Source organism: Streptomyces sp. NPDC006687 (assembly GCF_040636215.1).
GTDB lineage: Bacteria > Actinomycetota > Actinomycetes > Streptomycetales > Streptomycetaceae > Streptomyces.
The window spans coordinates 200,941-216,170 of sequence record NZ_JBEYJJ010000011.1 but is presented as its reverse complement, the minus strand read 5'-3'; the positions used below and the strand labels follow the sequence as shown (position 1 = coordinate 216,170).

13 protein-coding genes are annotated in these 15,230 nt (G+C 74.2%); 3 read left to right on the top strand and 10 right to left on the bottom strand.

Features of this window, described 5'->3' with window-relative positions:
* A partial coding sequence (locus tag ABZ716_RS16800; protein WP_358959665.1) for an adenosylhomocysteinase occupies nt 1-842 on the bottom strand: 842 nt, incomplete at its 3' end.
* Between the two features lie 314 nt (nt 843-1,156).
* On the opposite strand from ABZ716_RS16800, the gene lepB reads away from it, so the two are divergent.
* The gene (gene lepB, locus ABZ716_RS16795; RefSeq protein ID WP_358959663.1) at nt 1,157-1,903 is read left to right on the top strand and encodes a signal peptidase I; all 747 of its coding nucleotides are present in this window, start codon (nt 1,157-1,159) and stop codon (nt 1,901-1,903) included.
* Nucleotides 1,904-1,984: 81 nt separating this feature from the next.
* Here lepB and ABZ716_RS16790 read toward each other — a convergent pair whose 3' ends face one another.
* The 6 genes from ABZ716_RS16790 to ABZ716_RS16765 form a co-directional block, all read right to left on the bottom strand.
* Nucleotides 1,985-2,920 carry a cation diffusion facilitator family transporter gene (locus tag ABZ716_RS16790; RefSeq protein WP_358811204.1) on the bottom strand — a complete coding sequence of 312 codons (936 nt, stop codon included), beginning with the start codon at nt 2,918-2,920 and terminating at the stop codon, nt 1,985-1,987.
* A 75-nt stretch (nt 2,921-2,995) separates the two neighbouring features.
* A complete protein-coding gene (manA, locus tag ABZ716_RS16785) occupies nt 2,996-4,153 on the bottom strand; it encodes a mannose-6-phosphate isomerase, class I (protein WP_358959662.1) in 1,158 nt (385 codons plus the stop codon).
* Nucleotides 4,154-4,199: 46 nt separating this feature from the next.
* Nucleotides 4,200-5,333, bottom strand: a complete 1,134-nt coding sequence (locus ABZ716_RS16780; RefSeq protein WP_358811206.1) for an SIS domain-containing protein — start codon at nt 5,331-5,333, stop codon at nt 4,200-4,202.
* Nucleotides 5,334-5,394: 61 nt separating this feature from the next.
* Nucleotides 5,395-5,580, bottom strand: coding sequence for a Trm112 family protein (locus ABZ716_RS16775; RefSeq protein ID WP_045947230.1), 186 nt, complete (start codon nt 5,578-5,580; stop codon nt 5,395-5,397).
* Nucleotides 5,581-5,793: 213 nt separating this feature from the next.
* Nucleotides 5,794-7,164 (bottom strand): phosphomannomutase/phosphoglucomutase, encoded by a 1,371-nt coding sequence (locus ABZ716_RS16770; protein ID WP_358811207.1) that lies wholly within the window; start codon nt 7,162-7,164, stop codon nt 5,794-5,796.
* Between the two features lie 78 nt (nt 7,165-7,242).
* Entirely contained in the window at nt 7,243-7,617 is a 375-nt protein-coding gene (locus ABZ716_RS16765) for a DUF3499 domain-containing protein (protein ID WP_351889374.1), read from the bottom strand.
* A gap of 310 nt (nt 7,618-7,927) precedes the next feature.
* On the opposite strand from ABZ716_RS16765, the gene ABZ716_RS16760 reads away from it, so the two are divergent.
* A complete protein-coding gene (locus ABZ716_RS16760; protein WP_351889411.1) occupies nt 7,928-8,311 on the top strand; it encodes a metallopeptidase family protein in 384 nt (127 codons plus the stop codon).
* A gap of 22 nt (nt 8,312-8,333) precedes the next feature.
* On the opposite strand, the gene ABZ716_RS16755 is transcribed toward ABZ716_RS16760, so the two are convergent.
* The 3 genes from ABZ716_RS16755 to ABZ716_RS16745 form a co-directional block, all read right to left on the bottom strand.
* Nucleotides 8,334-9,818 carry a DUF5719 family protein gene (locus ABZ716_RS16755; protein ID WP_358811208.1) on the bottom strand — a complete coding sequence of 495 codons (1,485 nt, stop codon included), beginning with the start codon at nt 9,816-9,818 and terminating at the stop codon, nt 8,334-8,336.
* Nucleotides 9,815-13,480 carry a glycosyltransferase family 2 protein gene (locus ABZ716_RS16750; protein ID WP_358959660.1) on the bottom strand — a complete coding sequence of 1,222 codons (3,666 nt, stop codon included), beginning with the start codon at nt 13,478-13,480 and terminating at the stop codon, nt 9,815-9,817. Before ABZ716_RS16750 ends, ABZ716_RS16755 begins: the two co-directional genes overlap by 4 nt.
* 269 nt (nt 13,481-13,749) lie before the next feature.
* Nucleotides 13,750-14,013, bottom strand: coding sequence for a WhiB family transcriptional regulator (locus tag ABZ716_RS16745; protein WP_003983763.1), 264 nt, complete (start codon nt 14,011-14,013; stop codon nt 13,750-13,752).
* A 649-nt stretch (nt 14,014-14,662) separates the two neighbouring features.
* On the opposite strand from ABZ716_RS16745, the gene ABZ716_RS16740 reads away from it, so the two are divergent.
* Nucleotides 14,663-15,229 carry a cysteine dioxygenase family protein gene (locus tag ABZ716_RS16740; RefSeq protein WP_358811210.1) on the top strand — a complete coding sequence of 189 codons (567 nt, stop codon included), beginning with the start codon at nt 14,663-14,665 and terminating at the stop codon, nt 15,227-15,229.
* Nucleotide 15,230 lies beyond the last annotated feature (1 nt).

Genomic DNA, 15,230 nt, shown 5'->3' with positions numbered 1-15,230 from the left:
CCCTGACCGCGCAGCGACTCCGCACAGCCCTTGCCGACGTCGCCGTAACCGCAGACGACCGCGACCTTGCCGCCGATCAGGACATCGGTGGCACGGTTGATGCCGTCGATCAGCGAGTGCCGGCAGCCGTACTTGTTGTCGAACTTCGACTTCGTCACCGCGTCGTTCACGTTGATCGCCGGGAAGAGCAGGGTCCCCTCGGCCATCATCTCGTAGAGGCGGTGGACACCGGTGGTGGTCTCCTCCGTCACGCCGCGGATCTCGGACGCGAGCTGCGTCCACTTCTGCGGGTTCTCGCCGAGGGTGCGGTTCAGCAGGGTGAGGATGTGGGCGTACTCCTCGGAGTCCGCGGTGGACGGGTCCGGGGCCGCGCCGGCCTTCTCGAACTCGACGCCCTTGTGGACGAGGAGGGTGGCGTCACCGCCGTCGTCCAGGATCATGTTCGGGCCGCCGGTGGGGGTGTTCGGCCAGGTCAGCGCCTGCTCCGTGCACCACCAGTACTCCTCCAGCGTCTCGCCCTTCCAGGCGAAGACGGGGACGCCCTGCGGGTTCTCCGGGGTGCCGTTCGGGCCGACGGCGATGGCGGCGGCCGCGTGGTCCTGGGTGGAGAAGATGTTGCAGGAGGCCCAGCGGACGTCGGCACCGAGCGCGACCAGGGTCTCGATGAGGACGGCGGTCTGCACGGTCATGTGCAGGGAGCCGGTGATACGGGCGCCGGCCAGGGGCTGCGCCTCGGCGTACTCCCGGCGGATCGACATCAGGCCCGGCATCTCGTGCTCGGCCAGGGTGATCTCCTTGCGGCCGAAAGCGGCAAGGGAAAGGTCGGCGACCTTGAAGTCCATGGGTGCTGCTCCTCATGGGTCGAGAGGTGGGTACGGCTGAGCCGCGCACGGGCAGGCCGGTGCGCCGAGCACAGTCCGCCGCGGGGCCCTCTCTCCCCTCGGCCGGTCACGAGGACCGCCCGACCGCCATCAGCGGCGACGCCTGACACTGAGGACGAATCTACACCGGGCGGTGCCGCTCCGGTACGGGGTCCGGGGGCGTGCCCGCGGTGTCCGAATCGGTATCCGCGACCCGGGCGCACCAGGGCCCCGACGGCGTTCGGGGCGTCGGCGTCGCCCTACGATGCCTGGACAGGTACATCGGAAGGGACGAAATGACACACAGGCCGGGACGCGGGCGGGGGGTCGCGGCGATCGTCCTCCTGGTGCTCGGAGCGGCCGTCCTCGCCGGGGTGACGGTGGCGAAGGCCGTGGACCCCCCGTCGCGCTACTCGGAGGGCAGGGCGGCCGGCTGGCAGATGGCGCCGACCTACACCGACGGGGAGGGCATCTACCTGGAGCCGGTGTCGCCGGGGAAGGTGCACCGGGGGGACATCGTCCTCTCCCCCGTTCCGTGGTCCCTGGCCAAGACCCAGATGAACCGCGTCATCGCCGTGGGCGGTGACCGCATCCGGTACAGGCCGAGCAGCAAGACCGCCGGCCAGTACCGGCTGGTGCTCAACGGTGAGCCGCTGGACGAGCCGTACCTGGAGCAGTGGAAGAACCCGTCGGCGGTGGCCTTCGACGTGAAGGTGCCCAAGGGGTACCTGTTCCTCATGGGGGACAACCGGATGAACTCGGACGGCTCGCAGTACGCGAACAACGGGCCGGTGCCGGCCGACCGGGTCGTCGCGAAGGTGGTGACGTACCCGATGGCGAAGCTGGCGGTGTGGGGTCAGCTGGCCGGTGGGCTGTTGCTGGTGGCGGGCGCGGTGCTGGCGCTGATGTCCCGGCGGGCCGGGCGGGCGGCGCGGGCGGCCGCCTCCGGTCCCGCCTCCGCCTCGGCTTCCGCCGCCGTTCCCGTCTCCGTCCCCGTCTCCGTTCCGGCGGGGGCCGGGGAGCGCGCGGACGTGCCCTCGTAGCGTCCCCTCGTACGGGTGAAGGCCCCCGCGGCTCGGTGCGAGCTGCGGGGGCCTTCGTGTGCGCGGCGGCGGTGCGGACGGTCAGCGGGGGTCGGGGCGGGCGGCCTCGGGGTGGAAGATGTCCGGCTCCAGGTAGATCACGCGGGCGATCGGGACGGACGCGCGGATACGGGCCTCGGCGGCGTTGATGGCGTTGGCCACCTCGGTCGCGGTCTCGTCGTGCCGGACGGCGATCTTGGCGGCGACCAGCAGTTCCTCGGGGCCGAGGTGCAGGGTGCGCATGTGGATCACACGGGTGACGGTGTCCCCGTCGACGAGGGCGGCCTTGATCTTCTCGACCTCGGCCGTGCCCGCGGACTCGCCGAGCAGCAGGGACTTGGTCTCCAGGGCGAGGATGACGGCGATGGCGATCAGCAGGGCGCCGATGCAGAGGGTGCCGACGCCGTCCCACACGCCGTCGCCGGTGAGCAGGGCGAGGCCGACGCCGAGCAGGGCGAGGACCAGGCCGACGAGCGCGCCGAGGTCCTCCAGCAGGACCACGGGCAGTTCGGGGGCCTTGGCGCTCTTGACGAACTGGCGCCAGGACTGGCTGCCGCGGGTCTCGTTCGACTCCTTGATGGCCGTGCGGAAGGAGTAGCCCTCGGCGATGACCGCGAAGACCAGGACGCCGACGGGCCAGTACCAGGACTCGATGGGGTGCGGGTCGTGGATCTTCTCGTAGCCCTCGTAGAGGGCGAACATGCCGCCGACGGTGAAGAGCACGATGGAGACGAGGAAGGCGTAGATGTAGCGCTCGCGCCCGTACCCGAAGGGGTGTTGCGGGGTGGCCTCGCGCTGGGCCTTCTTGCCGCCGAGGAGGAGCAGGCCCTGGTTGCCGGAGTCGGCGACCGAGTGGACGCTCTCGGCGAGCATCGAGGAGGAGCCGCTGAAGAGGAAGGCCACGAACTTGGCCACCGCGATGGCCAGGTTGGCGGCGAGTGCCGCCACGATCGCCTTGGTGCCGCCCGACGCGCTCATGGGTGCTGGGTGTCCTTTCCTGGCCACTGGCTACGGCCGCACATTGTTGCAGCCGGCCGTTCGGCCGACGTCACGTCAGAGGACCACGGTGGCACGGAAGACCGTGCCGGATCCGGACAGTTCGACCTTTTCGCCTGCGGGGACGAATACCGACTCGCCGGGGGCGAGGGCCAGTTCGCCGGCCCGGGGCGCGCCGGCGGTGCAGAGCAGGATCTGCGGGGCGGTGTCCGGCAGGGGGCGGGGGGCGCCGCCGGGGGCCAGGACGAAGCGGGAGAGGCGGAACTCGTCGATGGGGGCCTCGTAGACCTCCTCGCCGTCGCCCTCGGGGCGCAGGATGCCGGGGGCGCTGGGCTCGAAGACGGCGACCTTCAGCAGTTCGGGGACGTCGACGTGCTTGGGGGTGAGCCCGGCGCGCAGCACGTTGTCGGAGTTGGCGAGGAGTTCGACGCCGAGGCCGTCGAGGTAGGCGTGCGGGACGCCGGCGCCCAGGAACATGGCTTCGCCGGGCTGGAGCCGTACGTGGTTGAGGAGCATGGCCGCGATCACGCCGGGGTCGCCGGGGAACTCGTGGACGAGCGTGGCGTACGGGGTGTACGGGCCGCCGAGGCGTTCGGCGGCGGCCGCGGTCTCGGCGACGGTGTGGGCCATCTCCGCGCGGTCGGCGGTGAGGACGGCGGTGAGGACCTCGCGCAGGGCCGCGTCCTCGGGGTGGGCGCGCAGCAGGTCCGCGTACGGCTTGAGGGAGTCGACGCCGAGACCTTCGAGGAGCGCGGCCGCCTCCAGCGGCGGGCGGAAGCCGCACAGCCCGTCGAAGGAGGTGAGCGCGCAGATCATCTCGGGCTTGTGGTTGGCGTCCTTGTAGTTGCGGTGGGGCGCGTCGAGGGGAACGCCGCGGCGCTCCTCGTCGGCGAAGCCCTCCTGGGCCTGGGCCAGGTCGGGGTGGACCTGGAGGGAGAGCGGGGCGCCCGCGGCGAGGAGCTTGAGGAGGAACGGCAGGCCGGGGCCGAACTTGGCGACGGTGGCCGCGCCGAGCTCGCCCTCGGGGTCCGCGGCGATGACGGCCGCCAGGGTGGTCTCGCCGGCTCCGCGGTCGAGGCGGGAGGGGGCGCCGGGGTGGGCGCCCATCCACATCTCGGCCTGGGGTTCACCGGTGGGCTCGGCCCCCAGGAGGGCCGGGATCAGGGTGGTGGATCCCCACGCGTAGGGGCGGATCGTGTTCGTGAGGCGGTCCATCGTGGTTCTTCCTGGATCTGGTGCGGTGCGGGCACGGGTGTGTGCCTCAGCTGTGTCCCCGTGCCGCGAGCGCCAGGTAGGCGCTGGCGAAGTCGGTGACGGCGAGGAGTTCGGCGAGCTGTTCCAGGTCGCTGCCCTCCTCCGGTTCGAGCTCGCTGACGGCGGTGTCGTTGCCGAGGGCGAGCTCGCGCGCGGCCGGTGCGGCGGTGAGTCCGCCGGCGGGCCGGTCGCGCAGCAGGACGACGCGGGCGCGCAGGGCCTGGGCCTCCTCGACGCGGTCGCGGAAGAAGTCGTCGGGGGCGGCTCCGCCGGCGAAGGCCCCCGTCAGCAGGGCCCCGTGCGCGGGCAGTGCCTCGGGGAGGCCGGCGGCGAGCGCGGGGCGGCCGGCGAGCTCGGCCAGGGTCGCGGCGAAGCGGCGGCCGACCGGTCCGGCGCCGCTGCCCTCGCTCCAGACGAGGGGGAGGCAGTCGGCGAGCTCGGCGGCGAGGGTCTTGGCCGGGTTGGAGTACGTGGCGATGGCCGGGCCGCAGCGTTCGGCGGTGCGGTCGAGGCGGTCGGCCACGCGCTGGAGGGTGTCGGGGTCGGCGGTGATCAGGCCGACCTTGTCGAGGAGCACCAGCAGCGGGGTGAGCAGGGCCCACAGGGCGCCGGGTCCGGCGGCGGCCGATTCGTCGTACTCCTGGTACGGGGCCTTGGCCATCGGTACGAGGAGTCCGTGGGCTCCGTCGACGGTCTCGCTGAGCGGTGAGCGCTCGGGGGCGACGGCGACGACCGTGCAGCCGCGCCGGTACGCCTGTTCGGCCAGGAGGCCGAGGCCGGGCTCGCTGCCGTCGATGGTGGCGATGAGCAGCAGGTCCACGGGGCCCGCCCAGCCGGGCAGGGTCCAGCGCAGCGCTCCGGCGGCGGGCGCGACGCCGGTCGGGTGCAGCCGGGTGACCGGGGCGGTGGCTCCGGCGAGGGCGCCGAGGAGATCGGCGACGCCGGTGGCGGCGGTGCCGGAGCCGGCGATGAGCACGGCGCGGGGGCGCCCGTCGGGGTGCAGGTCCCCGAGGCCCGCCTCGGCGGCGTGCCGGGCGGCGGTGCGCACGGTGGCCCCGGCCTCGGCGGCGCCGCGGAGCAGGCCGCGGTGGTCGGCGCGGGCGAGATCGTCCGGTGCGTCGAGGAGTGACTCGTCGAGCATGGGGGGCCTCCGGCGGTGTTGACGGATCCAGGCTGGTCGAGCGGGTGGCCGCGGGGCCGGGTCAGGCGGGGCGGCGGGCCTCGTCGACGAGGAGGACCGGGATGCCGTCGCGCACCGGGTAGGCGAGGCCGCAGTCCTGGCCGGTGCAGACCAGCTCGGGGGTGGTCTCGTCCGCCGAGTTGTCCTGGAAGGGGGCGTGGCAGGCGGGGCAGGCGAGGATCTCCAGCAGGCCGGCTTCGAGCGGCATGAGGCGGTGTCCCTTCGGGGGTGGATCGGGGGGGTGCGGATCGGGCGAGGTCAGCGTACCGCTTGCTCCGCGCGGGGGGCCGGGACGTCGGGGGTGCCGATGGCGTTCGAGGCGCGGGTGCGTTCCGGGGCTCTGCCCCCGGCGCCCCGCGCCTCGAACTCCCCCAGCTACCGCTGGGAGGCGCCCCCAGGCGAGGCTGCGATCAGGGGCGGGTCAGGCGCGGACGAGGGTGAGGACCTCGTCGCGGATCCTGGTCAGGGTGGCCTCGTCGCGGGCCTCGACGTTGAGGCGCAGGAGCGGCTCGGTGTTCGAGGGGCGGAGGTTGAACCACCAGTCGGCGGCGGAAACGGTCAGGCCGTCCAGCTCGTCGAAGGTGACGCCCTCCTGGCCCGCGAAGGCGGCCTTGACCTCGGCGGTGCGGCCGGCCTGGTCGGCGACGGTGGAGTTGATCTCGCCGGAGCCGGTGTAGCGGTCGTAGGAGGAGACCAGGTCGGAGAGGGTGCCCTCCTGGCCGCCGAGGGCGGCGAGGACGTGGAGCGCGGCCAGCATGCCGGTGTCCGCGTTCCAGAAGTCCTTGAAGTAGTAGTGCGCGGAGTGCTCGCCGCCGAAGATCGCGCCGGAGGCGGCCATCTCGGCCTTGATGAAGGAGTGGCCCACGCGGGTGCGGACGGGCGTGCCGCCGTTCTCGCGGACGACCTCCGGGACGGACCAGGAGGTGATCAGGTTGTGGATGACCGTGCCGGTGCCGCCGTTGCGGGCCAGCTCGCGGGCCGCGACCAGGGCGGTGATGGCGGACGGGGAGACGCCCTCGCCGCGCTCGTCCACGACGAAGCAGCGGTCGGCGTCACCGTCGAAGGCGAGGCCGAGGTCGGCGCCCTCCGCCTTCACCCGGGCCTGGAGGTCCACGATGTTCTTCGGGTCGAGGGGGTTGGCCTCGTGGTTCGGGAAGGTGCCGTCCAGCTCGAAGTACATCGGGACGAGGTCCAGCGGCAGGCCCGCGAAGACGGTGGGCACGGTGTGGCCGCCCATGCCGTTGCCGGCGTCGACCACGACCTTCAGCGGGCGGATCGCGCTCAGGTCCACCAGGGACTTCAGGTGCTCGGCGTAGCCGGGGAGGCTGTCGAGCTCCGTGACGGTGCCGGGGACGGTGCCGGCGGGGATCTCCGGGGCGCCCTCGTCGGTCCACTTCTCGGCGAGCTCGCGGATGGTGGCCAGGCCGGTGTCCTGGCCGACCGGGGCGGCGCCGGCGCGGCACATCTTGATGCCGTTGTACTGGGCCGGGTTGTGGGAGGCCGTGAACATGGCGCCGGGCAGGTCCAGGATGCCGGAGGCGTAGTACAGCTGGTCGGTGGAGCACAGCCCGATGAGGGTGACGTCCACGCCACGGGCGGTCGCGCCCCGGGCGAAGGCGGCGGACAGGGCGGGCGAGGAGGGCCGCATGTCGTGGCCGACGACGATGGCGCTCGCACCGGTGACCTGGACGAAGGCCGCGCCGAACAGTTCGGCCAGCGACTCGTCCCACTCGTCCGGTACGACGCCGCGGACGTCGTATGCCTTGACGATGTTCGAAAGATCTGCGGCCACTGCCTGCCCTCCTGAAGGTTCCGTGCGGTGGGGCAAACCTACCTTGTACGGAGAGTGGCTTTTCAGACGATCTGGATGTCAGGAGTCCGGCGAGCGCAGCACGCGCAGGTGTCCGCGACGCGTCTCGCCCGTCGTCGGGCGGCCCCCGGCGGACCCTCCGGCCTCGGCCGCGCGCTCGGGCGGACGGGCCGCCTCGCGGACAGCGTTGGCCAGCGCTTCGAGGTCGTCGCCGCTGCGGGCGGACGGGCCGGACGCGTCCGCCAGGCGGACGACCTCCCAGCCGCGCGGGGCGGTCAGGCGCTCGGAGTGCTCGGCGCACAGGTCATAGCAGTGGGGTTCGGCGTAGGTGGCGAGCGGGCCGAGAACTGCGGTCGAGTCGGCGTAGACGTACGTCAGTGTGGCGACGGCAGGGCGGCCGCACGCGGTGCGCGAACAGCGACGTACAAGGCTCACGACGTTGGACGGTACCGCACTCTTGACCGGGCCGCGACGACTCTCCCCCCGGCCACTCCCCCGTGTCGCCTCCCCGGGACGGTGACGAACGGGGGCAGCGACTCCGTAATGGTGCGCGTTCCCGCCCGGATCGTCCGGGAGGTGACACCGGCGCGACACCAGGTCGTGACCGGATCGAGGCCGTGGCGCGTCCTCGTGCGCGGGCTACCCTGCCGGGGTGACGGACAGTTCGCTTCCTCCCCGCCCCGCACCCGACGCGCAGGCCCCGCCGGAGCCCAGACCCCGGCGGCGCGACCGGCACGGCCGGGGGATGCGCGGGCCGCTGGCCCCGCCGCAGGTGCCGCTGTCGGCGAGCCGGGCGGAGCTGTTCGGCGACCTCGTGCGGGATTCCGTGGAGCGGCTGGAGCGGCGCTGGCCCCAGCTGGACGAGGTGGAGTTCGTCGTCGCGGACGTGCCCGGACCGCCCGGCGGCCCCGACGGCGGCTGGAACGACGAGGCGGTGCCGCTGGGCGGGCTGGTCGAGGCCCGCGACGGGCGGCCGGCGCGGATCGTGGTGTTCCGGCGGCCGGTGGAGATCCGGGCGAAGACGCGCGACGACCGGGCCCTGCTGGTGCACGAGATCGTCGTGGAGCAGGTCGCCGAGCTGCTGGGGCTCTCCCCGGAGACGGTCGACCCGCGGTACGGGCAGGACTGAGCCCGCCGACCGGCCGTTGCGCTCAGCGGACCAGGATCGACGGGTCCTCGACCGCCTGCGGCACCGAGACCCGGGAGCGGTCGTCCGCGAAGGTCTGGACGGTGAACATCGGGATCCCGTCCTGCGGCAGCGTCAGGGTGCGGGCCGCGTGGACCGGGCCGCCGGAGAGGGTCTCCACGGTCAGCCCGTACGGGCCCTTGCCGCCGGCCGGGGCCGGAGGCGGGGTCAGGGCGCGGGTGGTGCCCGCCTTGAGGGTGAGTTCCTGGACGGACGGCTGACCGCCCTCGGTGCCGGGTGAGGCGGTGACGCGGACCTTGGCGTCGGCGCCGGCGGCCGTGAGGGTGAGGGTGGTCGCCTTGTCGTCGGGGCGGTTGTCGGCGACGGTGGCCCGTTCCCCGGCCGGGGGGCTCGCCGGGATGAAGGCCACCTCCTGCTTGGCGCCGGTCCCGCGGACCACGCGCAGCGCCGCCACCACCGGTACGGCCTTCTTCGGGTCGGCGGGGGCCAGCAGGAGGGAGCCGGGCTCGCCGCGGGTGACGTCGGCGAGGTCCAGGGAGGCCGTCATACCGGCCTTGACGTGCAGCTGCTCCTTGCCGGCCGGGCTGAGCGGACCGGTCGGGCCGGACAGCTTCACGCTCAGGTCCGCGTCGTCCTCGCCGGGGGCGAAAGCCACCAGCCGGACGGAGGTGGCGTCGGCCGGGATACCGGGCAGGACCAGGGAGCCGGCCGGGCCCGCGGAGGCCGGCAGCCAGTCGGAACCGACACCGTCCTCGGAGACCTGCGTGGAGGCGCCGACCCGGCCGGAGCTGGTCGTCACGTGCGCGGTGACGTCCGGGAGCTGGGCGTCGGCGGCGAGGGGGGCCAGCCACACCTTGGTGGTGGAGTGGGGTTCGACCGTGATGACCGGGTCGGCGGTGCCCGGCTTGGGCTTGAGGAGGCCGTCGGGGCCGTAGAGGGTGATGTCCACCTCGGCGACGGTGTCGTCGGGGTTGGTGAGGTGGACGTAGTCCTGGCGGCCCTTGGCGGTGCTGACGCCGGGGAACCAGAAGTCGGTGCCGGGCGCGGTGCAGGCGAGCCCGAGCAGGCCGCGGCTCTGGCCGACCGCCACCTTGGTGGTCTGCTGGGCGGTCCAGCCGGGGGCCAGGGCGCCCTCGGCGACGCCCGTCAGCGCGGGGGCCTCGGCGCCGGAGGCGGTGGCGGCGACGGGGGTGCCGGGCTGCCGGGGCTCCAGGACGGCCTTGCCCTCCTTGGTGGCGAGCCGGGCCGTGCCCTTGCCTGCGGCCTTGCCGGGGGTGAGGGAGGTGTAGGTGGTCTCGGCGATGTCCGAGGAGCTGGGGGCCGGGCAGACCAGGACGGACCGCTCCACCGGCATCCGGGCGGCGGCCGCGCGCCGGGCGTCGGCGGCCGGGGCGGCGGAGGGTGCCGGGGCGGTGAGGAAGGCCAGGCCGCAGCAGGCGGCGAGGGCCGCCGTCGCGGCCGCGAGCGTCAGGGGGGCGCGCTGCTTCACGGCTGGGGGCTCCCGTCCGGACGCGGGTGGGGCTGTCCGTAGGTGTCGTACTGCTGGGGCTCGTACTCGTACGCGGGGGGCTGGGGCTGGTGCGGGAACGGCTGCTGCTGCGGGGCGGTGCCGTAGTCGCCGTACTGGCCGCCGTATGCGCCGTACTCCGGGTACTGAGGGGTCTGCGGGGCGTGCGGGTACTGCTGCGGGCCGGGCTGCTGCTGGTGCTGCTCGGGGCCGGGCCCGTACGGCGGCTCGTAGGGGGTCTCGTACGGCGCCTCGTACGGCGGTTCGTGGGGGTAGGGCTCCTGGTAGGCGTACGACTCCTCCCCGTACACCTGCTGCGCCGGGATCTGCGCGTACGGGTCGACGACGGCCTCCGCCGCGCCCTGCTCGGGCTCGGCGGACGGCTGCGCGGCCAGGCGGCGGGCCCGGCGGCCCTGGCCGGGCTCACCGCCGTCGGCGGGGGCGGTCTCCTCGGGGAGGTCGTCGTCCAGGCGGGCCCGGCGGCCCGGCAGGGCCATCACCAGCAGGACCAGGGCGAGCAGGCCCTGCGTCCCGTGCCAGGCGTCGCGGGTCACGGAGTCCTCGTGGACGAGGTCCAGCCGGCCGCCGGCCGCGGGCAGGCGGAAGCCCTGCGCCCAGCCGTCGAGGGTGACGGGGGTGAGGGCCTTGCCGCCGAGGGTGGCCTTCCAGCCCGGGTCGGCGCGGTCGGCGAGGCGCAGCACGCGGCCCTCCTCGCCCGCCGGGATCTTCGCGTGGGCCTCGACGGGCCCGGCGTCGACGGCGATGGGGGCCTGGCCCTGCTTCGCGGGGACGATCACGACGCGGGCGGGCAGGCGCTGGACCTCCCAGACGGCGGTGCCGTCCTCCTGGTGGTGCTGCTTGAGGCCCGGGGTGCCGTCGAGGATCCGGCGCAGGGGGGCGGGCCCGCCCGGCGGGATCATCACGTACCGCACGGCGAACGCGGCGAGCTGCTCGGACTGGTCGGCGCCGGAGCCGGAGACCAGGCTGGAGACGGCCCGGGTGAGGCGGGGCTCGGCGCCGGCCTCGTCGAGGACCTCGGCGTCGCCGAGGCCGACGCCGCCGCCGCGGACCAGGGTGTAGGAGACGGTGGCGGGCGAGTCGCCGCCGAGGACGAGGGTCCGGGTGCGGTTGCTGTCGTCGGATTGGGCGGCGACGAAGGCCGGGACCTGTACGGGGTCGCGCCGCCCGATCGGCCCGTCGGCGCCGGCGACCGTCCAGACGGCCGCGGCGAGCAGCGGGCCGGCGGCCGCGGCCAGGGCGGTCAGGGCGGCCAGCGGCTGGCGCCAGCCGAAGCTGCGGGCGGCGACGCGCTCCTTGGCGCCGTCCGCGCCGACCAGGGCGGCGGCGATCAGCGCGAGCCCGTACAGGAGGGTGCCGGGGCCGGCCCAGCCGGTGCGGTTCAGCAGGACGGCGAGGAGCAGCCCGGCCAGGGCGGCGGTCCAGGCGGTGGCCAGGGCGAGGCGGCGGTCGGCGCGCAGCAGGGCGGCGAGGGCGGCGAGCAGGGTGCCGGCGAGGAGCATCCCGCCGGCGGTGCCGGGGCCGCCGGGGTCGGCGGTCAGCAGGCCGAGGGGGGTGGCGGAGCCGCTGCCGTAGGGGAGTCCGGCCTCGCGCAGGAGGCGTCCGGGGTGCGCGAGCAGGCCGAGCGACCAGGGGGCGAGCACGAGGAGGGGTACGGCGAGGGTGGCCAGCAGCCGGGGGGCGTACGTCGTCCAGCGCGCGCGGCGTACCAGGACCGCGCCGGCGCCGAGGGCGGCGGCCAGCGGCCAGACGACGGGGGTGAAGGCGGTGGCCAGGGTCAGCAGCAGGGTGTACGTCCACACCGCGCGCCAGGTGCCGGGGGTGTCGCGGCCGGCGAAGCCGAAGGCGGTGACGGCCGAGCGGGCGAGCAGGGGCAGCAGGACGGCGAGGACGGCCGTGCCCAGGCGGCCGCCGGCGAGGGCTCCGGTGACGGCGGGGAGGAAGGCGTAGGCGACGGCGGCCCAGGCCCGCAGCAGCCGGGAGGTGACCAGCGGCCGGGAGGCGAAGTAGGCGGTGAGGCCGGCGAGCGGGACCGAGCAGACGAGCAGCAGGGTCAGCGCGGCCTGGGTGGAGCCGAAGAGCACGGCGGAGAGGGCGGCCAGGACGGCGAGGTAGGGCGGTGCGCCGGCGGTGGTGCCGGTGCCGGCGGGCTGCCAGTCGGTGGTGTAGCGGTGCCACAGGTCGAGGGCGCTCGCGGGGGCGGGCAGCAGGGCGCCGCCCATGAGGGTGCCGCCGCCGATGAGGGCGCGGCAGGCGGCGAGGGAGACCAGCAGCAGGAGGGCGAAGAGGACGGGGGCGGGCTTGCGGGCGATCCGCTTGAGCCGGACGAACTGCTCGGTGTCGAGGTAGTCGGCGTCCTCGCCGCCGGGCCCGGATTCGACGGCGCCGCCGTGCCGGCCGCTGGGGGCGGTGTCGGTGTCGCTGCCGGAGCCGAGGTGGGCGGCGAGCTGTTCGGCGCTCGCGCGCAGGGTGGCGCCGGGCGGGGGGAAGAGGGGGCGCAGCTCGGAGGCGGGCACCGTGGCATGACGGCGGCGGGCCGCGCGGGCGGCGAGGATCCGGCCGGGGCGCAGCAGGGTGGCGAGCAGGCCGGTGAACTCGGCGGCGGCCTGGCCGGGGGCCTTGCCGATGAGGTAGCCGAGGGTGCGCAGGAGGGTGCCGAGGACCAGGCGGAGCAGTACGTAGGGCAGGGCCCGGCCGGAGGTGTTGGCCAGCAGGGTGTGGACGGCGCCGGCCTTGTCGACGCGGTGGGGGTCGACGGAGGAGCGGCCGGCGCAGTCGACGGTGCGGCGTTCGCGGGCGGCGGCTTCGGCGTGGCGCAGAACTGCGTCGGGGGCGACGAGGACGGTGTGCCCGGCGTGGTGGGCGCGCCAGCAGAGGTCGACGTCGTCGCGCATGAGGGGCAGGCGGCGGTCGAAGCCGCCGAGGGCGTCGTACACGTCGCGGCGTACCAGCATGCCGGCGGTGGAGACGGCGAGGACGGGGCGGACCTGGTCGTGCTGGCCCTGGTCCTGTTCGCGGCGGTCGAGGCCAGTCCAGCGGCGGCCGCTGCGGGCGATGCTGACGCCGGCTTCGAGGAGCTGCTTGGCGTCGTACCAGCCGCGGAGCTTGGGGCCGATGACGGCGGCTTCGGGGTTCTGGTCGGCGACGCGCAGGAGTTCGGTGAGGGCGTCGGGTTCGGGGGCGCTGTCGTCGTGGAGGAGCCAGAGCCACTGGACGGGTTCGCCGTGGGGGAGGTCGGGGAGCTCGTAGGCGTCGTCGCTCCAGGTGCGGCTGACGGGGTCCCAGCCGCTGGGGCGCTTGAGGTAGGGGAGGTCATCGGGGGTGAGGGTGCCGGCGTGGCGGGCGGCCTCGTCGACGGCGGCGCCGAATCCGGTGCGGCGGGCGAGGTGCAGGACGCGGTCGTCGCCGAGGGCTTCGGCGAGGAGGCGGGCGGAGGCGTCGGAGCTGCCGGTGTCGGCGGCGACGTGGGCCTGCGCGGGGCGTTCCTGGGCCAGGAGTCCGGCGAGGGTCCGGGGCAGCCAGCGGGCTCCGTCGTGGGCGACGAGGACCGCGGTGACGACGTGCCGGGGGAACTCGGGGGTGGCGGCCGCCTGGTGGGAGACCGGCGAGCTGCTGTGCGGGGACATCGCGGTACGGGCCCTCCGGCCTGGGGATCCGGGGGCGCTGTGCCCTCGGAGGCTGCTGGACAGCGCCCCACACTAACGGCTGGGAAGGGGCTGTTCCGCCTCCTGCTGGGAAGGTCCTGAACGCGACGGTCCGCCTCCTGCGGGGAAGGTGCGGGAGGCGGACCGTTTGCTGGGTCTGCTGTGGTGTCGCGGCGCTCGGCGGAGCGCGGTTGACCGGGGGTGGTGCCGGGCGGTGCGGTGCGGTGCGGCCGGTCGGACCGCCGGTTCCGTCAGACCGCTGCCTTCTTCAGGCGGCGGCGTTCTCTTTCGGACAGGCCGCCCCAGATGCCGAATCGCTCGTCGTTGGCGAGGGCGTACTCCAGGCATTCGGAGCGGACCTCACAGGCGAGGCAGACCTTCTTGGCCTCGCGGGTGGAGCCGCCCTTCTCGGGAAAGAAGGATTCGGGGTCGGTCTGGGCGCACAGAGCGCGCTCCTGCCATCCGAGCTCCTCGTCCGCCTCCTCGACCAGCAGTTCCTGAAACAGCTCGGTCATGTGCGCCCCTCGCTCTGTCTGTGCGTCCCCGTGGTGTTGCCGTTACTGATCGCCAGGTAACGACACGAGTGAAATTACAAGTGCGTGGCTTCTGCCCAGTCAAGCCGGGATCTGCTATTGGGCGCCTTATTCACTCGGCGGAACCAAGCGTATACAGAAAGTGTTCATATCGGCAAAAATCGTGACAGAAGCCACCGCACCCTGGTGAGCAGGTCCTCTCTCCCTGGCCGACGCGTCACTCCGTGGAGGGGTTGCAATCCAGCCGAAGATGCGGCGCGGATCACATTCCGGTCACGGCTTGGCATCGGCAGGTTTGAGCGGACTCATCGCCGGTGTGCGTGCAGCGGCACATGCCCCGGCCTTGATTGCACAAACCTTTCTCCGCGGTCAGTGACCGGATGGGGTGAAACTTGTCCCCAATCCGGACATTGGGTTGACAGTCCGGCCCCAGGCCCGGTCTCCTTGTCCTCATGTCAGCGCCCGCAGCCGCCACCCGGACCCCCATTCGTGGGTTCCTGTGCGCTGCCCAGGTTCGCTGTTGCTGTTGCAGCTGTTGATGCCCCTGGAGCCCCCGGCTCCCCCGAGCACCGGCTACTCCCCCGCAGCAACCGCCCCGCACGACTGACATACGTCGAGGACACCTCCCACGATGAACAGCGCTCCCGCTTCCACCGTCGCCGCCCCCGCCGCTCCCGCCGTGACCAAGGCCCCCGCCGCTCCCGCTCCCGTCGAGAGCGACCTGCAGATCGCCGGCGACATCCTCGCCGTCCAGCACCTGCTCCAGCCCGCCCGCGAGCACCCGGCCACCGTCGCCGAGTTCGCCGGCCTCGCCCGCTCCATCGCCGAGGACCGCGCCTCCTGGGAGCACCTGGTCCGCTACGACGCCACCACCCGCTGGTACCACCGCCTGCGCACCGGCCCCGGCTACGAGGTCTGGCTGCTGAGCTGGGTCCCCGGCCAGGGCAGCGGCCTCCACGACCACGGCGCCTCCTCCGGCGTCCTGACCGTCCTCGACGGCGAGCTCACCGAGCACACCGCCCGCGGACGGCTCACCCACCGCCCCGGCGGCCAGCGCGTCTTCGCCCCCGGCTACGCCCACGAGGTCGTCAACGACAGCCTCGAAGGAGCGGTCAGCCTGCACGTCTACTTCCCCGGCCTCACCGAGATGCCGATGCACAACTGCTCCCCGGCCCGCCCCGAGCACGTACCCGCCTGAC